We start from the raw sequence: 23,175 nt of genomic DNA on the forward strand, positions 1-23,175 counted from the left end.
AGGAATCGAGCTATTGCGTGGTTACAGTTACCGTCACGATATCTTGATAGACACCTGCTTGAGGATTTGGATTAAAATAGGCAACAGCCTGAAAGTTGATTGTTGATAAACTGCTATTACATGGCAAGGTTAATTTATTGGTACGAAGAGGATTGCCACTCATGCCCTCACCTTTCCACAATAAGCGAAAATGCGTTAAACGTTCATTGCTTACGGTATGGCGTAATCTAAAATTATTTTTTGCAGAAAACGCTATATCACAATCTCCGGGGTGATTAGATTCTAGACCCAGGGTTCCTAAAGAGAGTCTTGGTCCTGACGTTGAGCTTCCTGTCGGCTGAATTTCATCGGCAGTAAAATATTTTGATGCGCCCGCGGCTGATCCTATGAAATTCAAATATTCATCTACGCTGGTACTAATATTGATTTCGGCCGAATCCTGTGCCGCTTTTAATGAAAAGACAGAGGATAATAATAGTAATGAGACTGATAATATAAGGGATTTTTTTTTCATTGTTTTGGTTATCATAAACTTTGGCTAGGGTTTATTTTTATACGTTTAGCTAACCGTTATGACTAATTTTACAGGGGTTTTGGTTACTCTATATGAATGTATGCTGTAACACGAATTGGGCTGATTAAAGGTAGTTAGCGTGTGTAAAACTGAAGATGCGCTTTAAGCAAGCTTTGGGGGAATAGTAAGAAGAGTAGTAAGATATGCATCTCTGTGTTTATCCGTATCTGTATGGATCTTTTATGATATTGGAACACTGTATGAGATTATGAAAAGCTATGTGAAATTATGTGAAACTATGGAAAGCTTTAAAATATTATTATTAATAGCGGGAAGTATTTTTATACTCTTCGGCTACTTACGTTTTCTACCTGATGAAGAAGGTAACATCGATTTAAATAATTATAGATTCACTGGTGGATTAGGTCTTGTCATTAGAGGTACTTACAAAGGTACTCATGATTTATTGTTAGGAAAAATATCTTCAAATGCGATTTCTGCATTGGCCTTATATGTCGGCATCATACTTTTTATTATTGGTTTTAAAATTTAAGAGTGCCATCTTTTATTCGCATATAATGACCAAAAAATCTTGAACAAAGTGAGGTAAATCTGACTACCTTATGTTGCAAGTCTTTACGTAACTAAGTGAATAATATTTATGCTAGAACAAAGATGGAAAGCCTGTATTACCGCAATCTTATTAATTTGCCCCTATGCTATTTTGATTATGATTGTTTATGGCGTGGAAACCGGTTTTTCTTCGGATGCAGATAACCCTTTTCTTAATTTTATCTTTGTCGTGTTTAAATGGATCGTGGCCATTCTTATCGGTCTAACCATCTATCTATTCATATCCTTATTAGGTTGGCTTTTTATCGGCATGCCAATAAGTAAAATAATAGAAAAAAGTCAAAAACCCAACATTCTAATGTACTTAGGCGTTTCAATATTTGTGTGCCTAATTGTTGGGTTATTCGTTGCTATGCCTAATGCTTCGTTCTCTAATGATGTACGCAATACCGCATTTTTCGGTATACCTATCATTTTGCAATCAGTCGCTTACAAGTTTTATTTAAATAAAATAATGTCACATGAACAATAAAAACATCCCCTTTCAAAACATTGACTGGAAAAGCCTTCCTCGGACAGAACACGCTGGAACGACAGGAGTTGCATATTGGCAGACTATGCAATTTGACGGTTTAAGAGTTAGATATGTAGAGTACTCAGAAAACTATGTTGCTGACCATTGGTGTGAAAAAGGACACATCGTTTATTGCCTAAAAGGTGAAGTCATTAATGAATTAAAAGATGGTACTAAATCGGTGCTAACAGAAGGTATGTCTTATATTGTTTCTGATGGACTAAGTTCGCATCGGTCAATCACGAAAAAAGGCGTTCATCTTTTAATTATTGATGGTGACTTTCTAAAATTAAAAGAATAACAGGTGTTAATATACCCTTTTAAAATCAGTACACAGCAGTTATGGATGACCTACACCGTTCTTTGTTAAACACCTATACGGCTCAACCGTTAGACCGTTCCGCACATGGGCGCAAAGACCCCGAGTGGCTGGCGGCTCAATTAGCCGACACCCGATCTGAATACCTGATTTTAAATGGTCATAGCATTGTGACCGTTAACCGCGTTCCGCTGATTCTTTCTTATGATCAGTTTTATGCTTTAAATTCCGCGATGACTCCTTTACTACTAGGTATCAAGAAGACGGATGGCACACCTGTCTATTTAGTAAATACCAATGTCGCTGAAGAGGATTTAAGCACCCTTTTCCAGGCTATTATTGATCGCCTTGATAACGTCAAAACGATAACTCCTGAGAGTTTTGAGAGACTGTCTCTTAGAACTATTACTAGAGAGATTGATCCTGAACTGGCATCGGTATACTCCTATGCAACACTGTTAAACCATTGGCATATTACTACCCGTTTTTGTACGCGTTGTGGCTCTGCCCTTGAGATTAAAGAAGGTGGAAGCGTGCAGCAATGCACCAATGAGGAATGTGCGCACATCGAATACCCTCGCATTAATCCTGCGGTGATTATGCGCGTGACAAAGGACGATAAAATATTATTGTCGCGTCAGGAAAACTGGCCGGATAATATGTACTCTGTTTTAGCAGGGTTCGTCGAGGTGGGCGAAACGCTGGAACAAGCGGTCGAACGTGAGGTGTTGGAGGAAGTGAATATTCCCGTTGAAAACATCAATTATCATTCGTCACAACCCTGGCCCTTCCCTAACTCCATGATGCTGGGTTATACCGCCGAAGCGTGTTCATTCGAGTTTGAATTGGAACAGGATGATATTGAACATGCGATGTGGTTAACCGCAGATGAAATGAAACAAAAAATGATTGAAGGTTCGTTATACCCATCCACCGAATTTTCGATTTCTCACAGCCTGATCAATGATTGGTTTCAGGCGCAAACGGGTATAACGATTAAAGCATTTAGATCAACGATAGCAGTATAATATCTAACTGCAATCAGTCTGCACTTGTGATAACAAAGTAACGATAAAAAGTGCCTATAAGTGGGGGGGTGGCTTATTGTAAATACGGCTTTTTCTTATTTGCTTCTTTGAGTTAAATTCACACCCCCCTACTTTGAGGCATTTTTTACAAAAGAGCTGGACGCGTTAATCAATTAGAACTTTTGAATATGGAAATACTACTATCAAAATCCGCATAGCCACACTTGATGACCTTGTCGATATACAAGATTGCGCTCGTCAGGCATACACAAAATACATTGAAAGAATAGGTAAAGAACCTGCGCCTATGATAGCTGATTTCGCCCGTCAAATTGAGCTTGGGCATGTCAGTGTTGCATTTAACGAATCATCTTTTTCTGGGTACGTCGTGTTTTATAAAAAAGGAAACCACCTGCACCTGGAAAATGTAGCAGTCCTACCTTCTCAATCAGGAAAAGGTATAGGGAAAAGACTGATCAAACACGTCGAACTCACGGCTCTTAACCATAATATAAAAGCCGTTGAACTCTACACAAACGAAGCAATGACGGAAAACTTATCGATGTATCCTAAGCTCGGCTATATAGAGTTCGAACGAAAATTTGAAGATGGCTTTTACAGAGTCTTTTTTCGTAAAGATATCAAATAATATTTCACCAGCTGATTGAATCAGATAACTTTAAACCAGCCCTGCTTTCACCATTCGGCCTAAATCACAACCTGCAAGAATATGTAAGTGATAATGCAAGACTTCCTGATGGGCGTTTGCGCCGATATTAGATAACACTCTGTAACCGTCTTCTTGTAACTTCATTTGAGTGGCGACTGTTTGTACGGCCTGATAGAAACCTGAAATTTCTTCAGCTGGCGCGGTTGATGAAAAATCGTCAAACGAGATGTATTCACCTTTTGGGATTACCAACACATGCACCGGTGCTTGCGGTGAAATATCATTAAACGCGAGTGCGTAATCGTCTTCGTATACCTTGTCGCAAGGTATTTCACCACGAAGGATTTTTGCGAATATATTTTCTGTGTCGTAACTCATTTTGATCTCCAATTTACATCTTTAAATACGGGGTTTAATTGCTGCTTTCAATACTGTTTTCAATAAAAGCACTTCGTGGATTCTAGTCTGTTGGCTCGCTCTGTGTCTCGTCATTTTTTTCATAAAATTGTGGCCAACGCTTCATAACCACGTCTCCATCTGCGGCCATTGCCAAACACGTGCCGATAATTGCAGGCTTGCCACGATTAGGTTTCTTTCTGGCTTTCTCTTCTATCTCTGCGTACATCGTTTGATACGCGGTGGTCGCAATGGGTCGCAACAAATCCATTAAATGGGTGCAGCTGATGTCTGTTCCGATGCGTTGTTTTGCTTCTCTTACCCAACCCGAGCCAATTCTTAAACCGACCAATGCTTTCATCGCAGAAGTTGCTTTGGGGCATACATTAAAAGGGGTCGCATCAGAAGCCGCATAGACCTCTTGAATTTCAAACCTTAAATTTAATGTGACTCGTAAATAGATATCATGAACCGGTTCGCCTGCTTTGATTAAACCGCCTCGGTGCTCTTCATCATAACTGCAATCGAATGTACGAATATCCACAAGCCGAGCTTCGATATCGTATAAGCCATCCGCACGTTTAAAGCCTTCACAATGGATATTTCGATCGTGTAATTTTTTACGTTCTACGGGATTAGGTAATGGCATGTTCTCCCTCGATGCTTATCAGATTATTTGTTTGTTATTACGTTATGTTTTTAAAAGGTATATTTATTAAAGTTATGTTCTTTAAAGCTATCTTTATTAAAGCTCTGTTTTTAATACGTTTTTATGATTTATATGTTCTGAAATTCAACGGTTTAAGACCTTAAACATATCGGGCTAAACCAACATTTGAATTCGGTTTACGCCCTAATTGATCGGAGATAAAGCGCCCTGCTTCGAGTAATTTATCCAGATCAACGCCGGTTTCAATCCCCATACCGTTGAGCATATAGATCACGTCTTCGGTGGCGACATTGCCAGTAGCACCTTTTGCATACGGACACCCACCCAAACCTGATACCGAGCTATCGATGGTCGAGACGCCAAGCTGAAGCACCGCAAACAGGTTAGCCAAAGCCTGACCATAAGTATCGTGAAAATGTGCTGCCAGTTGTGGCATCGGTATATATTTAGCGACCGTTTCAATCATCTGCTGAGCTTTTATCGGTGTGCCTGTGCCAATAGTGTCGCCCAGTGAAATTTCATAACAACCCAGATCACTTAAACGTTTGGATACTTCCGCGACCTTTTCTGATGCAATTTCACCTTCGTAAGGACAACCTAAAGTACAAGAAACATAGCCACGTACTTTGAGGTCATTTTCTAATGCCTTTTCAATGACTTCGGTATAACGGTTAATGCTTTCTTCAATGCTACAGTTGATGTTTTTCTGCGTAAAAGATTCAGATGCTGCTGCAAATACGGCAATTTCTTTAACGCCAGATTCAAGTGCGCTTTCTAAACCTCTGATATTAGGAACAAGTGCCGGATAATTTACATTGGCTTTTTGTTTGATGCCTTTGAAGACGTCAACACTGCCAGCCATTTGCGGCACCCATTTCGGCGAAACAAAACTCGCAGCTTCAACCACGGGTAAACCGGCATCGGCTAATTTTTCGATGAGGCTGATTTTAACGTCGACAGAAACGGGCGTTGATTCGTTTTGCAAACCATCACGCGCACCGACTTCGACAATTTTTACTTTACTAGGTAGTGACATTATTTTTACCTTATCGATACCTTGTTAATCTGCGGCCTTATCATCAAGGCTCAATAGCTCATCGCCGTCTTCGACCTGATCACCCACACCGAAGTAGATCTCTTTTACCGTTCCGTCTTTAGGTGCAAGTATGCTGTGTTCCATCTTCATCGCTTCAACGACTACCAGAGAATCACCTTCTTTGACTTCATCACCAACGTTCACTTCAACGGCTACAACAGCACCTGGCATTGGTGCGACTAAACCACCTGCCTGACCTTCATTCTCCATCGCATCCATACGAGGATCATGCACAGTAATAATCCATACACGACCTTCGAACAAGATGCTAATTTGTTGATTTTTCTTAACAAATACAGCACTCAGTTTACGACCATCGATTTCAGCGGTTAACAGATTGTCATTCTGCATCGTACCTGAAATCATTACATGTTGACCGCCCTGATCTTGGTCAGCATTTAATTCGAGCTCGTAACCCTGACCACGATAATGCGCGATAATTCGAGATGGGTTTCCATTAAACTCTAAATCGACTGAATTAAAGTTATCTTGATTAAGTTGCCAGCCATCACCGATCCCCCAAGGAGAAAAAGGATCAGCAGTGGCTGACTGAACAACTTTGGCTTTAGCCTTGGTTTGCAATAATTCATACAAACAGGTTAGCGCCATTACCTCGCTTGGAGGTGAATTCTTTTTAGCGTCTTTATCGTTAAATAAATCCGCTTCGTTCTTTTCTATAAAGCCTGTATCCAGATCTGCCTTTGCAAAAGCAGGCGCTGAAAACAGTTTTGAAAGAAACTCTAAATTGGTACTTAAGCCGAGTATTTGATAATCCAGTAATGCGGATTTCATTTGGCGTAAGGCACTGTCTCGGTCTTTGTCCCAAACGATTAGCTTGGCAATCATCGGATCATAGTAAACGCTGACTTCATCACCTTGTTGTACACCCGTGTCTACGCGTATATGTGCGTTAGCATCGGGTGTTTTAAGGTATTCCAGTGTGCCTGTCGCAGGTAAGAAATCATTCTCTGGTGATTCTGCATAGATACGTGCTTCGAACGCATGGCCATTAATCTTCAATTCTTCCTGAGTTAACGGAAGCGGCTCGCCGGATGCGACCAGGAACTGCCATTCAACCAAATCCTGACCTGAAATCATTTCACTGATTGGGTGCTCTACTTGCAGACGGGTATTCATTTCCATGAAGAAGAAACTACCGTCCGTATCGAGCAAGAATTCAACGGTACCTGCACCGACATAGTTTATTGCTTTGGCAGAATCAATCGCGGCTTTACCCATCGCTGCACGTAACTCTTCTGTCATTCCCGGTGCGGGTGCTTCTTCGATGACTTTCTGATGGCGTCGTTGAATCGAGCAATCACGCTCGAACACATGCACTGCATTACCGTGGGTATCAGCGAATATCTGTAATTCCACATGACGTGGTGCAGTTAGATAACGTTCGATTAATACTTTGTCATCACCAAAAGACGCTTTCGATTCGCGCTTACAGGAAGTCAAAGCCGCTTCAAACTCATCACTGCTTGTAACGACACGCATGCCTTTACCACCGCCACCTGCGGTTGCTTTAATCAGCTGCGGAAAACCTACTCCATCTGATTCTTTTTTCAGTGTTTCCAGACTTTGATCATCGCCATGGTAACCGGGTACTAATGGAACCCCCGCTTCGGTCATTACTATTTTGGCTTCACTTTTGGAACCCATAGAAATAATTGCAGATTCAGGTGGGCCGATAAATACGATGCCGGCATCTTTACAGGCTTTGGAGAAGCTTGCATTTTCAGACATAAAGCCATAACCGGGATGCACAGCCTGAGCTCCTGATTTTTTTGCAACTTCAAGAATCTTATCTGCCTGTAAATAACTATCAACCGCTGGTGCTGGACCAATAAGATAGGCTTCGTCACACGCTTTAACGTGCATCGCATTAGCATCAGCCTCGGAGTATACGGCGACTGTCGCGATTCCCATTCTTCGTGCAGTACGGGCAATTCGACAAGCGATCTCACCACGATTGGCTATTAATATTTTATCAAACATAAGTTTCTAGTCTTTTATCCAGTTAGGCGATCTTTTCTCAAGAAATGCGTTTAGTCCTTCCTTACCCTCATCCGAAGCTCGTGCCTTGGTAATTCGTTCTGCAGTGTCTTCGATTAGCTCATCGGTTGTTGGTCGTGATGTAACGGCAAATATTAAGTCTTTTGCAGCAGTTAAAGCACACCCCCCACCTTTGAGCAGGTTTTTTGTGATGTCTTCGATTGCAGTATCGAGTTCACTCTCTTCTACTACGTCATGTAAAAGATTCACGCGTAATGCTTCTTCTGCATTAAAGCGTTCTGCGGTTAAAAAATATCTGCGTGATGCGCGCTCACCCATGGCTGTAACTACATAAGGTGAAATTACCGCAGGCATTAAACCCAGACGAACTTCAGACAAACAAAATAGCGCTTTAGTCGAGCCTATCGCGATATCACAACACGCGACTAATCCAACACCACCACCAAAAGCAGCGCCTTGTACTCTGGCAATGGTTGGGATATTTAATGTATTCAGTTTTTTCATTAAAGCGGCTAATTCCATCGCATCCGCTTTATTCTCAGCTTCGGTGTAATCGGCCATACGGCGCATCCAACGTAAATCTGCCCCTGCTGAGAAACTCTTTCCTTCAGATTGTAAAATCAGTACACGCGCTTCAGAATCATTTTCGACGCTGTCTAGCGCTTCGATGAGTTCTGCAATCAACACATCATCAAACGCATTGTGAATTTCAGAACGATTGATGCTTAAGGTAACAACACCTCGAGCATCTTTATTTAGTGTAAGTGAGCTATTAGACATTTTTCCATTACATCCTGAAAGGTGATTACATTCGGAAAATACCGAACTCGGTCTTTTCTATAGGCTTGTTTAGAGAAGCTGATATCGCCAATCCGAGCACTTTTCGGGTGTCGACCGGATCGATAATACCGTCGTCCCAAAGTCTGGCGCTGGCGTAATATGGATGACCTTGCGTTTCATACTGTTCACGCACTGGCTTCATAAATGCCTCTTCCTCTTCTTCTGACCATTGTTTGCCGCGTTTTTCTAATGAATCTCTAGTCACTTGTCCCAGAACACTCGCCGCTTGTTCACCACCCATGACTGAGATGCGTGCATTTGGCCACATCCAGAGGAATCTACCGCCGTAAGCACGACCACACATCGCATAGTTACCGGCACCAAAACTACCACCGACAACCACTGTGAACTTGGGTACTTTGGCACAGGCAACGGCAGTTACCATTTTTGCGCCGTCTTTGGCGATGCCACCCTCCTCGTATTTTTTACCTACCATGAATCCAGTGATATTCTGGAGGAAAACAAGAGGTATTCCGCGTTTGGAACATAATTCAATAAAGTGAGCACCTTTGAGTGCAGACTCAGAAAATAGAATGCCGTTATTCGCCACAATACCCACTGGGTAGCCATGAATATGTGCAAAACCACAAATCAATGTTGTGCCATAGAGACGTTTGAATTCATCAAACTCACTGCCATCTACCAGTCTCGCAATGACTTCACGAATATCGTAAGGCTTGCGCAAATCGTTGGGGACAATTCCATATAATTCATCAATCGGATACAAAGGATCGACTGATTTTTTGATCACAACATCTGGATCTTTCTTCCGATTCAGGGTGCTGACCACTTCGCGAGCCATTCCCAGTGCATGGGAATCGTTCATTGCGTAGTGGTCTGTAACACCCGAAGTTCTCGAGTGCACATCAGCACCGCCTAAATCTTCCGCGGTTACAACCTCTCCCGTCGCAGCTTTGACCAGGGGTGGGCCACCTAAAAAGATGGTTCCCTGATTTTTTACAATAATACTTTGATCAGACATCGCTGGCACATAAGCACCACCTGCTGTACACGATCCCATTACCACGGCAATTTGTGGAATTCCCTGAGCTGACATATTGCTCTGATTGAAAAAGATTCGACCGAAGTGTTCCCGATCTGCAAATACATCATCCTGACTGGGTAAATGCGCACCACCAGAATCGACAAGGTAGATACAGGGTAAATTATTTTCCAGGGCGATAGCTTGTGCACGAAGATGCTTTTTAACCGTAATCGGATAATAGGTTCCACCTTTTACCGTTGCATCATTTGCGACGATCATACATTCCTGACCACTTACGCGACCGATGCCTGCAACAACGCCGCCTGCTGAAATGGTATCTTTCCCGTACATACCATAGCCTGCGAATTGTGAAATTTCGAGGAATGGTGATCCAACATCGAGCAGTACACGAATGCGTTCACGAGGAAGTAATTTGCCGCGGCTCAAGTGCTTTTCACGCGCACTCTCACTGCCACCCAAAGAAATCTGGGCGACTTTCTCACGCAAGTCTGAAACGACTTCTTGCATCAACTTATGATTGTGTTGAAAGCCTTCAGATCGTGAATTTATTTTACTTTTAATAACACCCATGTAATTTATGGAACTCCTGTTACTTTCTATTATTCTGCTGTTATCTGTCGTGCAATAACAATGCGCTGAATGTCGCTAGTACCTTCGTAGATTTGAGCAACACGAACATCTCTGAAGATACGCTCCACCGGAAAATCTTTGAGGTAGCCGTATCCACCATGAATTTGAATGGCATCAGAACATATTTTTTCTGCCACTTCTGAGGCAAAAAGCTTCGCCATGCAGGCTTCTTTTAAACAAGGTAGGTTGGCATCTCTTAATTCAGCAGCATTCATCACCATTAGATGTGCAGCTTCTAATTGAGTCGCCATATCAGCCAAGCGGAAACTAATTGCCTGATGTTCCTGAATGAGTTTTCCAAAACTTTCTCGTTCTTTTGCATACTGTAATGAAGCTTCGTAAGCTGCTCGAGCCATACCAACACATTGTGCAGCTATTCCGATTCGACCACTTTCCAGATTACTGAGTGCAATTTTGTAGCCTTCACCTTCTTTACCAATTAAGTGGTCAGCAGGAATACGGCAATCATCAAAAAAGATTTGTGCGGTGTCAGAAGCATGCTGTCCCATTTTTTCTTCCAGAGAGGCTACTTTGTATCCAGGATTATCAGTAGGTACTGCAAAAGCACTGATTCCGCGTTTACCGGCTTCGGGATCTGTTACCGCAAACACAATCGCCACATCAGCATATTTACCCGATGTGATGAATTGTTTGGTTCCAGAAATCACATAGCTGTCACCATCCTTTACTGCTTTGGTTTTTAAAGCTGAAGCATCAGAACCTGCTTGAGGTTCAGTCAAACAAAAACAGCCTAACTTCTCACCTGACGCTAATGGTTTTAGATAGGTTTCTTTGAGGAAATCACTTCCAAACTTAAGTAAAGGACCACAAACTACCGAGTTGTTAACACTCAATATGGTTGAGCATGCACCGTCACCCGCTGCTATCTCTTCAATAGCTAAAGCGAACGAGACGTAATCAATATCTGAACCGCCCCACTCTTCAGGCATTGTCATACCATAAAGGCCTAACTCACCCATTTCTTTAAGTTCTTGTGCCGGAAAATGACTGGTTTTATCCCACTCTTCAGCATTCGGCAGAAGTCGTGACTGAGCATAGTCTCTAGCCATGTCACGAATCATTTTTTGTTCTTGAGACAGAATCATGACTTAAATTAACTCCACTGCCATTGCCGTCGCTTCTCCACCACCGATACACAGAGACGCCATGCCTTTTTTAAGACCTTCTCTCTGTAACGCTGAAATTAAAGTAACCAGAATGCGGGCACCAGAAGCGCCAATAGGATGACCTAACGCGCAAGCACCACCGTGTATATTTACTTTTTCTGGAGACAAGTCAAGATCGTGCATTGCCGCCATTGTGACCACGGCAAAGGCTTCATTCACCTCATAGAGATCAACATCAGTTGATGACCAACCGACTTTTTCTAATAATATTTTCATCGCATCAACAGGGGCTGTTGAGAACCAGGCTGGCTCCTGTGCGAAAGTACTGTGACCGCGAATAATTGCAAGAGGTTTGAGCCCTCGCTTTTCAGCCTCGCTTAGCTTCATCATGGTTAACGCTGCTGCACCATCAGAAATAGAACTTGAGTTAGCGGCGGTTACTGTTCCATCTTTTCTGAAAGCTGGACGTAATGTTGGAATTTTTTCGAAATTGGCATTGAATGGTTGTTCATCAGAATCAACAACCGTCTCACCTTTTCTGGATTTGATAGTGACTGGTGCAATTTCAGCCTTAAAAGCACCAGAGGTCGTTGCCTCCTGAGCACGTTTCAAAGAAGTGATTGCAAAGTCGTCTTGAGACTCTCTGGTGAATTCGTACTTGTCTGCACAATCTTCGGCAAAGGTTCCCATCAAACGACCTTTATCGTAAGCATCTTCCAATCCATCGAGGAACATGTGGTCAATTGCCTGGGCGTGTCCCATACGCATTCCGCTGCGCGCTTTTGGTAATAAGTATGGCGCATTTGACATGCTTTCCATACCACCTGCGACCATTATATCGTTGGTACCTGCTGCGATTAAATCATGCGCTAACATCGCCGCTTTCATTCCAGAGCCACACATTTTATTGACGGTGGTACAACCTGCAGCTAATGGTAGACCTGCACCTAAACTTGCCTGGCGAGCTGGTGCTTGACCTAGCCCTGCGGGAAGTACACAACCCATAACAACTTCTTGTATATCTTCTGCGCTGATACCTGCTCTTTCAACTGCTGCTTTTATTGCAGTAGCGCCAAGCTCAGTTGCTGGCACATCAGATAATGAACCTTGAAAACCGCCCATTGGGGTGCGGGCTATACCTACGATGACTACTGGGTCATTCATCGCTAATCTCCGAATAATTTATGAGTAAAGTTAAACAGGCTTACTAAATCTGTTTAACGTAAATCGAATAAAACTGTTATTTACAATTAAACTTAATGTATAAAATAATAATTACAAAACAGACACTTAAGCTGTTTCGTTAAATAATTCTCTACCTATTAACATACGGCGAATCTCAGACGTGCCTGCACCTATTTCATAGAGCTTTGCGTCACGCAACAAACGACCTGTTGGGTATTCATTGGTATAGCCGTTTCCACCGAGTGTTTGAATCGCTTCAAGCGCCATCCAGGTCGCCTTTTCCGCCGCATATAGAATTGCGCCTGCTGCATCTTTTCTAGAGGTTTCACCACGGTCACAGGCTTTACCGACAGCATATACATACGCTTTGGTTGCATTCATGGTGGTGTACATATCGGCCATTTTGCCTTGCATCAGTTCGAATTCACCGATGGCACGACCGAATTGTTTACGCTCGTGTATATAAGGAACAACCACATCCATACAGGCCTGCATGATTCCAGTTGGTCCAGCTGACAACACAGCGCGCTCATAATCTAAACCACTCATGAGAACATTAACGCCTTTACCAAGCTCGCCAAGGATATTTTCTTCGGGGACTTCTACATCTTCAAACACCAATTCTCCCGTGTTTGAACCACGCATGCCTAACTTATCCAGCTTTTGCGCAGTCTTCACGCCAAATTCTTTTTCGACTAAAAACGCAGTAATGCCTTTAGGACCACCTTTTGGATCTGTTTTTGCATAGACCACGATCACATCAGCATCTGGACCATTTGTGATCCACATTTTTGTGCCATTCAGCACGTATCGGTCGCCTTTCTTCTCAGCTTTTAACTGCATGCTGACAACATCTGATCCGGCATTTGGCTCTGACATAGCCAGCGCACCAATATGTTCGCCACTGATCAACTTGGGTAGATACTTCTTCTTCTGCTCTTCTGAACCATTTCGGTTGATTTGATTCACGCAAAGATTGGAATGTGCGCCGTAACTCAAGCCAATTGAGGCTGATGCCCTGCTGATTTCTTCCATCGCGATGATATGCGCCAAATAACCCATATCACTTCCACCGTATTCTTCAGGAACAGTGATTCCTAATAGGCCCATCTCACCAAAAACTGGCCATAGCTGGTTTGGAAATTCATTAGAGACATCAATCTCTGCCGCCAGTGGAGCAACCTCTTTTGCCGCAAAATCACGCACAACATCACGTAACATATCTGCAGTATCACCAAGGTCAAAATTAAGTGTTGGGTAATGAATCATCTCGCATCCTTAAAAATAGAATAAAGTTTGGTCTTGTTATTTATACGTGAAAGGCAAGATATATTACGTTTACGTAAACGTCAACTAGAAAAGCGTAGACATTCACGATAAATTTTAATGATAAACCGTCTAAATCATTTGATAAAAACGGCTGTAAGTAGGGGGGTGTATTTATTTAAGAACAATTAACAACTAGATAGAGCTGAAATTTAAAGATAGGAAGGCTACTCTAAATTTTCTCTTTTTCAGAAGCTTCGATCTCATCAAGAGACTTACGCACCTTTTGGTACACTCTTTCGATCTCTTCTAACGCTAAATCCACATCCTGTCTTTGAATTTGTAGTTTCTTTCTTCTTGCATCCATCTTTTCCAGAAGCAGCAATATCTGCCCTTTTTCACCAGACTTAGTTTCATACAAATCAAAAATATCTTTAATTTCAGACAAGGTGCAGCCTAATCTTTTACCACGCAGCAGCAGTCTTAATCTAACTCTGTCACGCTCTAGATAGATGCGTTTATTGCCTTCCCTTTTAGGGCTTAATAAATCAGACTCTTCATAAAGCCGCAAAGCTCTTGGTGTTACATCAAATTCTTTGGACAAATCAGATATGGTATAAGTCTTGAAATCGGGCTCCTTACTCATCTATCTTCCTATTTAGTTTTATAGTTGGTTTGTGCGATTAACCGCACTATTTTTACGCTGCGTATACTGCTCTATTGCCTGCAATATTCACAACCCTTTGTTCGCATCAATTTCGCATCAATTTCGCATCAATGTTTTCAGTTAATTATTCTATACTTTATCTATGCACGTTCTATGCAACAATTAAATAAAGAAAAGCCAAAGCCATCTTCATTATTGCTGGATAAAATTATTAGCAATCATACTGTTATATGAGAATCTTTCAAACTACTCCTACTACAATTAGTAGAACATAAAAATTAGATTGAAATATGTTGACGTTTACGTAAACGTAATATAACTTAAGTCACCTATTTGAGCAAATCCATTACAAAACAGATTTAAGGCTCACCTTAAGACCCGCAATTTTTTCAGGATGAATTCATGACTAAAACCAACAAAAGCAATACGTTAGCTAAAACTATGCCAGCAGACAAAGTGCGTTTTGTTACAGCCGCTAGTTTATTTGATGGTCATGATGCTGCGATAAATATTATGCGCCGCATCCTTCAATCTACAGGCGCAGAAGTTATTCATTTAGGTCACAATCGCTCTGTGGCAGAGATTATTGATGCTGCGATCCAAGAAGATGTCCAGGGCATTGCAATCAGTTCTTATCAAGGTGGTCACGTTGAATACCTTAAATACATGGTCGACATGCTTAAGGAAAAAGATGCTGCTGATATACGTATCTTTGCAGGTGGCGGTGGCGTTATTGTTCCGGAAGAAATCAAAGAACTGGAGAAACATGGTGTAACTAAAATCTATTCTCCTGAAGATGGTCAGAAAATGGGACTACAAGGAATGATTAGCGACATGATAGAGCGCAGTTCATTCGACCCGGGAGAATTATCACCGAAAAAAATCGGACCATTATTAGAGGGAGATTGGCGCGCCCTTTCCCGAGTGATTACGACACTTGAAAACAACACCATAGAAGATAGTTTTAAAGCTGAAATACTTGAGACAGCAGAGAATTTAGATAAACCCGTTCCTGCACTTGGTATTACGGGTACCGGCGGATCAGGTAAGTCATCACTCACCGATGAAATCATCAGACGCTTCCGCCTTGGTCAGAAAGACAATTTGAAAATTGCGATTATCGCAGTTGATCCTACCCGTCGTAAGACGGGGGGTGCCTTATTAGGTGACCGTATCCGTATGAATGCGATCGAACACCCAAACATCTTTATGCGTTCTATTGCGACCAGAGACTCTATCGGTGAAATACCTGATGTGGTTGGCGACATTGTTGCCGCATGCAAAATTTCCGGTTTCGATCTGGTTATAGTAGAAACACCCGGCATTGGCCAGGGTGATGCCGCAATCGTACCGCTTGTAGATGCCTCTTTATATGTTATGACGCCTGAATTTGGCGCGCAAAGTCAGTTAGAAAAAATCGACATGCTGGATTTTGCAGACCTCGTTGCAATTAACAAGTTTGACCGTAAAGGCGCAGAAGATGCCTACCGTGATGTGTGCAAACAGGTTCAGCGCAACCAAGAAGCATTCATGCAGCCACCAGAAGAAATGCCAGTGTTTGGCACTATCGCCGCACGCTTTAATGATGATGGTGTCACTGCGCTTTATCATGGATTACTGGATAAATTACAAGAGCTTGGGCTCCCTATTGAAGAGGATGTCTTACCTAAATCAGACATAAGAAAATCCTCTGGAAACTCGGTCATCGTTCCACCTGAAAGAACAAGATACCTCGCAGAAATCGCTGAAACCGTAAGAGACTACAAAAAGACAGTGCGCATACAAGCGCGAATTGCGCGCGAGCGACAACAGCTGATTGAATCTAAGAGAATGCTGACAGAAGCAAAAGCGGATTCTGAAAATCTAGATAGTTTAATAACAAAACGCGAAGAGGCTTTAGACCCTAAAGCAAAGAAACTATTAGAGCTCTGGCCGGAAACTAAAGAGAAATATGCGGCCGAAGAATATGTCGTAAAAATTAGAGACCGTGAAATTCGCACCGCCCTAACCTACACGACACTCTCAGGAACTGTAATACCCAAAGTCTCGCTCCCACAGTATGAGGATCATGGTGAGATTCTTAAATGGCTATTACTGGACAATCTTCCGGGCGAGTTTCCTTATACCGCTGGCGTTTTCCCTTTTAAACGCGAAGGTGAAGATCCAACAAGAATGTTTGCGGGTGAAGGCGACGCCTTTAGAACTAACAATCGCTTTAAGAGACTTTCGGAACACTCTGATGCAAAAAGACTTTCTACTGCATTCGATTCCGTTACCTTATATGGTCAAGATCCGGATGAACGTCCTGACATTTACGGAAAAGTAGGTAACTCAGGCGTATCGATTGCCACACTTGATGACATGAAAGCGTTGTATGATGGATTTGATTTGTGTAATCCAACAACCTCAGTTTCAATGACCATCAATGGCCCTGCCCCAATGATATTGGCGATGTTCTTGAATACTGCAATAGATCAACAAACTGCAAAATTTGAAAAAGAAAATAAACGCCAACCGACAGAAGAAGAGTTTCAGGAAATTCGCTCCTGGGCATTAGAAAATGTTCGTGGAACGGTTCAGGCAGATATCCTTAAAGAAGATCAAGGTCAAAACACCTGTATATTCTCTACTGAATTTGCATTGAAAATGATGGGAGATATTCAAGAATACTTCGTTCATAACCGTGTTCGTAATTTCTACTCTGTTTCAATTTCTGGCTACCATATCGCAGAAGCCGGAGCTAACCCGATATCTCAGTTAGCGTTTACACTCTCTAATGGTTTTACTTATGTAGAAACGTATTTAGCTAGAGGCATGGAAATAGATGATTTCGCTGGAAATCTATCCTTCTTCTTCAGTAATGGTATGGACCCGGAATATACTGTAATGGGACGCGTAGCCCGTCGTATCTGGTCTACAGCTATGCGTTTCAAATATGGCGCAAATGAGAAGAGCCAAAAACTCAAATACCATATTCAAACTTCTGGACGTTCTCTGCATGCGCAAGAAATGGACTTCAATGATATCCGTACTACTTTGCAGGCATTGATCGCTATTTACGATAACTGTAACAGCTTACACACCAATGCCTACGATGAAGCGATTACGACACCTACAGAAGAATCAGTAAGACGTGCATTAGCGATCCAACTCATTATCAATAACGAATGGGGACTGGCCAAGAATGAAAATCCTAACCAAGGGGCATTTATTCTAGAAGAGCTAACCGAACTTGTTGAAGAAGCCGTGCTTTCTGAATTTGAAAGAATTTCAGAACGTGGTGGCGTATTAGGTGCAATGGAAACAGGCTATCAACGTGGAAAGATTCAGGACGAGTCACTCTCTTATGAACATAAGAAACACGATGGCAGCCTCCCTATTATTGGCGTGAATACTTTCTTGAACCCTAAAGGTAATAAAGAATTCACGATAGAATTGGCACGTTCTACTGACGATGAGAAAGACAGCCAAATCAAACGATTACGCAGTTTTAATAAGTTACACAGCGAACATTCCAAAGAAGCACTTGAAAAAGTGAAAGATGCGGCAATCAACGACGGCAATATTTTTGCTGAACTTGTGGAAGCTGCAAGACATTGTTCTCTGGGCGAACTATCCAATGCCTTATTTGAAGTTGGCGGACAATATCGAAGAAACATGTAACTACAACCGATTTAGTTTTTTTACTTATTTTATAAACACTTTCCAAAGGATCAAAAGATTAAGATGCAAATAAAAACAGTTGGCGTTGTTGGCGCTGGAACAATGGGAAATGGAATTGCACAGGTATTTGCTGCTTCAGGTTTTGATGTCATCCTACAAGATATCAGTGAAGAACAATTAGAAAAAGGTGTTGCAACGATTGCTAATAGCCTTGATCGTCTTATCAAAAAAGAAAAAATTACCGATGAAGACAAGCAAACTACCCTAAGTAAAATAACTACAACTGTTTCATTAGAGAGTTTTTCTGATACCGATTTAATCGTTGAAGCTGCAAGTGAAAATCTTGCAATCAAGTCAGAGATTTTTCAAAAGCTTGATGCAATCTGTAAAGCTGATGCGATCCTGGCAACCAATACGTCATCAATCTCGCTGACTCGAATCGCCAGAGAAACAAAACGCCCTGAGAAAGTAATTGGCATGCATTTCATGAACCCAGTGCCTGTAATGAAACTGGTAGAAATTATTCGTGCCTTACAAACCGATGATGCTACCTATGCATCTATTGAAGAGCTATCTAAGCAAATCGGCAAAGTACCCGTTGAATGTAACGACAGCCCGGGCTTTGTTTCAAATAGAATTCTGATGCCAATGATCAATGAGGCAATCTACACATACTACGAAGGTGTCGCCAAGCCAGAAGCAATCGATGAAATCATGATGTTAGGCATGGCTCACCCAATGGGACCTCTCGCCTTAGCAGACTTAATTGGGCTTGATACCTGCCTTTCAATCATGAAAGTTTTACACGAAGGTTTGGGTGATTCCAAGTATCGTCCCTGCCCGTTATTAACCAGAATGGTTGATGCAGGCTATCTTGGAAGAAAAACCGGCCAAGGCTTTTACGAATATTAATACTGTTTCAAATCAGTATTAATAAAATACTGATTACAGACGATTTATTCACTGGACATTACCTTTACGTAAACGTAATGTAGCACCAGTTGTAAAGCGCAGAAAAATCTAACAATTAGAAAGACCAATACCCGCTAAAAAGGTCTCGCAAATATCAAACCCATCATTTGGACATTGAGAAGGAGCTCTGGGAATGGCAGACACCCCCATAGAAACAAATAAGATTAATAACGATTTAGATACCTTCCCAAAACTATTATTGGATCATGCCAAAAAGCGTCCTAACAAAGACGCCATCCGTGAAAAAGATTTAGGCATCTGGCAATCATGGACATGGTCAAAAGCCGCAGAAGAAATAGCAGCATTAGCTAATGGCTTAGCGTCTCTGGGATTCAAACGAGGAGACAAACTAGCGATAGTGGGAAATAACCGCCCTCGCCTCTATTGGGGTATGTGTGCGGCACAAAGCCTAGGCGGAATACCTGTTCCGGTTTATCAAGATTCAGTCGCTGATGAAATTCAATATGTATTAGATCACTCAGAAGTGCGTTTTGCGTTGGTAGAAGATCAGGAGCAAGTAGATAAGATGCTTGAGATCTATGACAGCTGCCCAGCCATGGAAACCATCATTTATGATGATCCGCGTGGTTTAAGAGATTATGACAAAACTCATTTATATGACTTTGAAAAACTTCAAGATATTGGAAGAGAATTCGCAAAAGAAAACCCTGATTATTTTTTACAGGAAGTCAATAAAGGTTCTGGCGAAGACATAGGCATATTCCTTTATACATCAGGAACCACAGGCAAGCCGAAAGGCGTTGTCATGACCAATAACAACATTCTGATTACTGCTAGAAACAGTGTTAAGTTTGACAATTTAACCGAAAACGAAGAAATCGTTTCTTACCTACCAATGGCCTGGGTTGGTGATCACATCTTTTCTTACGCACAAGCGTATGTCACCGGATTCTGTGTTAACTGTCCAGAAAGTACCGAAACAGTAGCTACCGATTTAAGAGAAATTGGCCCTACCTATTACTTTGCTCCTCCACGAGTATTCGAAAACATTTTAACCACTGTAACCATCAGAATGCATGATGCCAGTAAGCTAAAGCAGAAAATGTTTAATTACTTCATGGGCGTTGCCAAAAAAACCGGTGTTGACATGCTTGATGGTAAGCAAGTCACGGCCAAAGAACGCTTCTTGTATTGGTTAGGAAATATTCTGGTTTACGGTCCACTAAAAAACACCATGGGTTTCAGTCGAATTCGCCTAGCTTATACGGCTGGTGAGGCTATCGGGCCTGAAATCTTTGATTTCTTCCGCTCATTGGGAATTAACGTCAAACAACTCTATGGTCAAACAGAAGCAGCTGTATTTATCACCATGCAACCCGATGGCGAAATATTCGCTGATACGGTTGGCATCCCTGCCCCCGGCGTTGAAGTAAAAGTGAATGACGATGGTGAAGTAATTTACCGTGGACCTGGCGTCTTCCACAGCTATTACAAAAATGAAGAATCAACAAAAGAAACCAAAAATGAAGAAGGCTGGGTTCTTACAGGTGATGCAGGTTACTTCGCTGATAATGGCCACCTAAAAATTATCGACCGTGCCAAGGATGTAGGTAAGTTTGTTGACGGCACTATGTTTGCGCCGAAGTATATTGAAAATAAACTGAAATTCTTCCCGCATATTAAAGAAGTCGTAGCTATTGGCGATGGTAAAGATCATTGCACCGCGTTTATCAATATAGATTTAGAAGCGGTTGGTAACTGGGCTGAACGAAATAATGTGGGTTACGCGAGTTATCAAGAATTGGCAGGTCATGAAGAAGTTTACAAAATGATGCTAGAAAGCATCGAACAAGTAAACAAAGACCTATCGACCGATAGCTTGATGTCTAAATCTCAAATACACCGTTTCCTCATACTGCATAAAGAACTCGATCCTGATGATGGCGAGCTCACTCGTACAGGTAAAGTCCGAAGGCGTATTGTTGCTGAAAAGTACGGCGTGTTGATAGACGCTTTATATAACGGCTCAAAGGATTGCTACATCAATACCGAAGTTGCATTTGAAGACGGCCGTAAAGGATCTATCGAGGCAACACTCAGAATACAAGAGGCAGAAACATATACCCCTGCCCCAGCAACCAAGGGGGCAAACTAATGGATCAAGATAATAGAATTGGTGACACATTACTTGAAGTTAAAAACATATCGTTATCATTTGGTGGTGTAAAAGCCCTTACTGATATCAGTTTTGACATCAAAGAAGGTGAAATACGCGCGATTATTGGTCCGAATGGTGCCGGTAAAAGCTCGATGCTGAATGTTATTAACGGCTTCTACCATCCTCAAGAAGGTGAAGTCTGGTTCCGTGGCAAAAAACGCGAATCGATGAAGCCTTATCAAGTGGCAAGACAAGGTGTAGCTCGTACCTTCCAGAACATCGCTTTGTTTAAAGGAATGTCGACACTAGACAACTTGATGACGGGCTGTATCACACACATGAAAACCAATATCTTTTTGCAGGCAATCTGGAAAGGTCCTGCTGAAAGAGAAGAATTAGAATTCCGCGAACGCGTTGAACACATCATAGATTTTCTTGGTATTCAGGCTATTCGTAAAACACCTGTAGGCAGACTGCCTTACGGTATGCAGAAACGAGTTGAGTTAGGTAGAGCATTGGCTGCTCAGCCCAAGCTATTGTTATTAGACGAGCCAATGGCCGGCATGAATCTCGAAGAAAAAGAGGACATGAGTCGTTTCATTCTGGATGTTAATGATGAATTCGGAACAACCATTACCTTAATCGAACATGATATCGGTGTGGTGATGGACTTATCTGACAGAATCGTAGTGCTTGATTATGGTTGCAAACTCGCAGATGGAACGCCGGATGTGGTGCGTAATGACCAAGCCGTAATTGATGCATATTTGGGGGTGAGTCATGATGACTAATATAACTTTAACTCAAGTTTTAAATACACACGCAAGGAGCCAACAATGAGTCCATTATTTCTCAATGCACTTGAGGTTATCTTGAATGGTCTAATGGCCGGAATCATGTACTCTCTCGTCGCTTTAGGATTTGTTTTAATCTTTAAAGCATCAGGTATATTCAACTACGCCCAAGGCGTTATGGCCTTATTTGCGGCACTAACACTGGTTGGCTTTCAAACGGGACAAGTTCCCTTTGCCCATCTGATTAACGCCATGTTCGGTACCGAAATTCATCACTGGGGAAGCGGCATGAACACCTTCCTCGCGATCATCCTGACGATGATTGTGATGATCATCTTTGCCTGGCTATTAGAAAAAATAGTCCTCAAACACATGGTCAATCAGGCGCCTATTATCCTGTTTATGACAACCATAGGTTTAGCCTACTTCATGGAAGGTTTTGGCGATCTTATGTGGGGCGCTGATATTAAAACCATGGATGTAGGTTTACCTTCTGGTGGTTCTCTCTGGTTAGAAGATTTCACCAAAGGCTGGGCGGCAGAAGGCACAGAATATTACGGTATGTATATTGATGTATTAGATGTATGGGCCGCAGGTATCGCCATATTACTGGTTATTGCACTTACCCTATTCTCGCAATACACAAAAACCGGACGTGCTTTACGTGCCGTAGCAGATGATCACCAGGCAGCATTAACCGTAGGTATATCTCTTCGAACTATCTGGATAATCGTTTGGTCACTCGCAGGCTTCGTTGCATTGGTAGCGGGCATCATGTGGGGCTCTAAATCCGGTGTTCAATTCTCCTTGTCTTTAATCGCACTGAAAGCGCTTCCCGTATTAATACTCGGCGGGTTTACATCTATCCCCGGAGCAATAATCGGTGGCTTGATTATCGGTGTGGGTGAGAAATTATTTGAATTTTCAATTGGCGGCATGATTGGTGGAGCAACCGAAAACTGGTTTGCTTATGTTCTGGCTTTAGCCTTCCTAATGTTCAGACCACAAGGTCTGTTCGGCGAAAAAATCATAGAGAGGGTTTAATCG

The 23,175-nt window shown here is 42.1% G+C and carries 21 protein-coding genes; 10 read left to right on the forward strand and 11 right to left on the reverse strand.

Features of this window, described 5'->3' with window-relative positions; translation table 11 throughout:
- Positions 1–10 precede the first annotated feature (10 nt).
- Positions 11–514 carry a hypothetical protein gene (locus OO007_RS18920; RefSeq protein ID WP_325809992.1) on the reverse strand — a complete coding sequence of 168 codons (504 nt, stop codon included), beginning with the start codon at positions 512–514 and terminating at the stop codon, positions 11–13.
- Between the two features lie 298 nt (positions 515–812).
- Here OO007_RS18920 and OO007_RS18925 point away from each other — a divergent pair, with 298 nt between their 5' ends.
- From OO007_RS18925 to OO007_RS18945, 5 genes are all read left to right on the forward strand, one after another.
- Entirely contained in the window at positions 813–1,067 is a 255-nt protein-coding gene (locus OO007_RS18925; RefSeq protein ID WP_325809993.1) for a hypothetical protein, read from the forward strand.
- Between the two features lie 108 nt (positions 1,068–1,175).
- Complete coding sequence (locus tag OO007_RS18930) at positions 1,176–1,619, forward strand: hypothetical protein (RefSeq protein WP_325809994.1); 444 nt, start codon at positions 1,176–1,178, stop codon at positions 1,617–1,619.
- Positions 1,609–1,962 (forward strand): DHCW motif cupin fold protein, encoded by a 354-nt coding sequence (locus OO007_RS18935; RefSeq protein WP_131905815.1) that lies wholly within the window; start codon positions 1,609–1,611, stop codon positions 1,960–1,962. Before OO007_RS18930 ends, OO007_RS18935 begins: the two co-directional genes overlap by 11 nt.
- Positions 1,963–2,003: 41 nt before the next feature.
- On the forward strand, positions 2,004–3,008 hold the full coding sequence (gene nudC, locus OO007_RS18940; RefSeq protein WP_325809995.1) for an NAD(+) diphosphatase: 1,005 nt from the start codon (positions 2,004–2,006) through the stop codon (positions 3,006–3,008).
- A gap of 307 nt (positions 3,009–3,315) precedes the next feature.
- Positions 3,316–3,657, forward strand: coding sequence for a GNAT family N-acetyltransferase (locus tag OO007_RS18945; protein ID WP_325809996.1), 342 nt, complete (start codon positions 3,316–3,318; stop codon positions 3,655–3,657).
- Between the two features lie 30 nt (positions 3,658–3,687).
- Here the strand turns inward: OO007_RS18945 and OO007_RS18950 are convergent, their stop codons facing one another.
- The 10 genes from OO007_RS18950 to OO007_RS18995 form a co-directional block, all read right to left on the reverse strand.
- Positions 3,688–4,056 carry a histidine triad nucleotide-binding protein gene (locus tag OO007_RS18950; RefSeq protein WP_131905818.1) on the reverse strand — a complete coding sequence of 123 codons (369 nt, stop codon included), beginning with the start codon at positions 4,054–4,056 and terminating at the stop codon, positions 3,688–3,690.
- A gap of 82 nt (positions 4,057–4,138) precedes the next feature.
- Positions 4,139–4,723, reverse strand: coding sequence for a DUF2889 domain-containing protein (locus tag OO007_RS18955; RefSeq protein WP_325809997.1), 585 nt, complete (start codon positions 4,721–4,723; stop codon positions 4,139–4,141).
- A 160-nt stretch (positions 4,724–4,883) separates the two neighbouring features.
- Positions 4,884–5,780, reverse strand: a complete 897-nt coding sequence (locus tag OO007_RS18960) for a hydroxymethylglutaryl-CoA lyase (protein WP_325809998.1) — start codon at positions 5,778–5,780, stop codon at positions 4,884–4,886.
- A gap of 24 nt (positions 5,781–5,804) precedes the next feature.
- The gene (locus tag OO007_RS18965) at positions 5,805–7,841 is read right to left on the reverse strand and encodes an acetyl/propionyl/methylcrotonyl-CoA carboxylase subunit alpha (protein WP_325809999.1); all 2,037 of its coding nucleotides are present in this window, start codon (positions 7,839–7,841) and stop codon (positions 5,805–5,807) included.
- A 6-nt stretch (positions 7,842–7,847) separates the two neighbouring features.
- Positions 7,848–8,639 (reverse strand): enoyl-CoA hydratase/isomerase family protein, encoded by a 792-nt coding sequence (locus OO007_RS18970; RefSeq protein ID WP_325810000.1) that lies wholly within the window; start codon positions 8,637–8,639, stop codon positions 7,848–7,850.
- Positions 8,640–8,664: 25 nt separating this feature from the next.
- A complete protein-coding gene (locus OO007_RS18975) occupies positions 8,665–10,275 on the reverse strand; it encodes a carboxyl transferase domain-containing protein (protein WP_325810001.1) in 1,611 nt (536 codons plus the stop codon).
- Positions 10,276–10,304: 29 nt separating this feature from the next.
- Positions 10,305–11,441 (reverse strand): acyl-CoA dehydrogenase family protein, encoded by a 1,137-nt coding sequence (locus OO007_RS18980; protein WP_325810002.1) that lies wholly within the window; start codon positions 11,439–11,441, stop codon positions 10,305–10,307.
- A 3-nt stretch (positions 11,442–11,444) separates the two neighbouring features.
- Positions 11,445–12,626 carry an acetyl-CoA C-acetyltransferase gene (locus OO007_RS18985; RefSeq protein ID WP_325810003.1) on the reverse strand — a complete coding sequence of 394 codons (1,182 nt, stop codon included), beginning with the start codon at positions 12,624–12,626 and terminating at the stop codon, positions 11,445–11,447.
- Between the two features lie 126 nt (positions 12,627–12,752).
- On the reverse strand, positions 12,753–13,916 hold the full coding sequence (locus OO007_RS18990; protein WP_442784352.1) for an isovaleryl-CoA dehydrogenase: 1,164 nt from the start codon (positions 13,914–13,916) through the stop codon (positions 12,753–12,755).
- A gap of 229 nt (positions 13,917–14,145) precedes the next feature.
- Entirely contained in the window at positions 14,146–14,559 is a 414-nt protein-coding gene (locus tag OO007_RS18995; RefSeq protein WP_325810004.1) for a MerR family transcriptional regulator, read from the reverse strand.
- A gap of 423 nt (positions 14,560–14,982) precedes the next feature.
- On the opposite strand from OO007_RS18995, the gene icmF reads away from it, so the two are divergent.
- The 5 genes from icmF to OO007_RS19020 all read left to right on the forward strand — a co-directional run bounded on the left by icmF (position 14,983) and on the right by OO007_RS19020 (position 23,172).
- Positions 14,983–18,243 carry a fused isobutyryl-CoA mutase/GTPase IcmF gene (icmF, locus tag OO007_RS19000; RefSeq protein WP_325810005.1) on the forward strand — a complete coding sequence of 1,087 codons (3,261 nt, stop codon included), beginning with the start codon at positions 14,983–14,985 and terminating at the stop codon, positions 18,241–18,243.
- A gap of 63 nt (positions 18,244–18,306) precedes the next feature.
- Positions 18,307–19,155, forward strand: coding sequence for a 3-hydroxybutyryl-CoA dehydrogenase (locus OO007_RS19005; RefSeq protein WP_131905829.1), 849 nt, complete (start codon positions 18,307–18,309; stop codon positions 19,153–19,155).
- A gap of 193 nt (positions 19,156–19,348) precedes the next feature.
- Positions 19,349–21,331, forward strand: a complete 1,983-nt coding sequence (locus OO007_RS19010; protein ID WP_325810006.1) for an AMP-binding protein — start codon at positions 19,349–19,351, stop codon at positions 21,329–21,331.
- On the forward strand, positions 21,331–22,125 hold the full coding sequence (locus tag OO007_RS19015) for an ABC transporter ATP-binding protein (RefSeq protein WP_131905831.1): 795 nt from the start codon (positions 21,331–21,333) through the stop codon (positions 22,123–22,125). The genes OO007_RS19010 and OO007_RS19015 overlap by 1 nt, the downstream gene beginning before the upstream one ends.
- A 45-nt stretch (positions 22,126–22,170) precedes the next feature.
- The gene (locus OO007_RS19020) at positions 22,171–23,172 is read left to right on the forward strand and encodes a branched-chain amino acid ABC transporter permease (RefSeq protein ID WP_131905832.1); all 1,002 of its coding nucleotides are present in this window, start codon (positions 22,171–22,173) and stop codon (positions 23,170–23,172) included.
- Positions 23,173–23,175 lie beyond the last annotated feature (3 nt).

Origin of the sequence: Cocleimonas sp. KMM 6892, assembly GCF_035798195.1 — a bacterium.
Taxonomy (GTDB): Bacteria; Pseudomonadota; Gammaproteobacteria; order Thiotrichales; family Thiotrichaceae; genus Cocleimonas; species Cocleimonas flava.

Bases quoted from the DNA above. Each gene is read 5' to 3' on its own strand.
- OO007_RS18920 (WP_325809992.1), bottom strand. From the start codon at position 514: ATGAAAAAAAAATCCCTTATATTATCAGTCTCATTACTATTATTATCC.
- OO007_RS18925 (WP_325809993.1), top strand. From the start codon at position 813: ATGGAAAGCTTTAAAATATTATTATTAATAGCGGGAAGTATTTTTATA.
- OO007_RS18930 (WP_325809994.1), top strand. From the start codon at position 1,176: ATGCTAGAACAAAGATGGAAAGCCTGTATTACCGCAATCTTATTAATT.
- OO007_RS18935 (WP_131905815.1), top strand. From the start codon at position 1,609: ATGAACAATAAAAACATCCCCTTTCAAAACATTGACTGGAAAAGCCTT.
- nudC (WP_325809995.1), top strand. From the start codon at position 2,004: ATGGATGACCTACACCGTTCTTTGTTAAACACCTATACGGCTCAACCG.
- OO007_RS18945 (WP_325809996.1), top strand. From the start codon at position 3,316: ATGATAGCTGATTTCGCCCGTCAAATTGAGCTTGGGCATGTCAGTGTT.
- OO007_RS18950 (WP_131905818.1), bottom strand. From the start codon at position 4,056: ATGAGTTACGACACAGAAAATATATTCGCAAAAATCCTTCGTGGTGAA.
- OO007_RS18955 (WP_325809997.1), bottom strand. From the start codon at position 4,723: ATGCCATTACCTAATCCCGTAGAACGTAAAAAATTACACGATCGAAAT.
- OO007_RS18960 (WP_325809998.1), bottom strand. From the start codon at position 5,780: ATGTCACTACCTAGTAAAGTAAAAATTGTCGAAGTCGGTGCGCGTGAT.
- OO007_RS18965 (WP_325809999.1), bottom strand. From the start codon at position 7,841: ATGTTTGATAAAATATTAATAGCCAATCGTGGTGAGATCGCTTGTCGA.
- OO007_RS18970 (WP_325810000.1), bottom strand. From the start codon at position 8,639: ATGTCTAATAGCTCACTTACACTAAATAAAGATGCTCGAGGTGTTGTT.
- OO007_RS18975 (WP_325810001.1), bottom strand. From the start codon at position 10,275: ATGGGTGTTATTAAAAGTAAAATAAATTCACGATCTGAAGGCTTTCAA.
- OO007_RS18980 (WP_325810002.1), bottom strand. From the start codon at position 11,441: ATGATTCTGTCTCAAGAACAAAAAATGATTCGTGACATGGCTAGAGAC.
- OO007_RS18985 (WP_325810003.1), bottom strand. From the start codon at position 12,626: ATGAATGACCCAGTAGTCATCGTAGGTATAGCCCGCACCCCAATGGGC.
- OO007_RS18990 (WP_442784352.1), bottom strand. From the start codon at position 13,916: ATGATTCATTACCCAACACTTAATTTTGACCTTGGTGATACTGCAGAT.
- OO007_RS18995 (WP_325810004.1), bottom strand. From the start codon at position 14,559: ATGAGTAAGGAGCCCGATTTCAAGACTTATACCATATCTGATTTGTCC.
- icmF (WP_325810005.1), top strand. From the start codon at position 14,983: ATGACTAAAACCAACAAAAGCAATACGTTAGCTAAAACTATGCCAGCA.
- OO007_RS19005 (WP_131905829.1), top strand. From the start codon at position 18,307: ATGCAAATAAAAACAGTTGGCGTTGTTGGCGCTGGAACAATGGGAAAT.
- OO007_RS19010 (WP_325810006.1), top strand. From the start codon at position 19,349: ATGGCAGACACCCCCATAGAAACAAATAAGATTAATAACGATTTAGAT.
- OO007_RS19015 (WP_131905831.1), top strand. From the start codon at position 21,331: ATGGATCAAGATAATAGAATTGGTGACACATTACTTGAAGTTAAAAAC.
- OO007_RS19020 (WP_131905832.1), top strand. From the start codon at position 22,171: ATGAGTCCATTATTTCTCAATGCACTTGAGGTTATCTTGAATGGTCTA.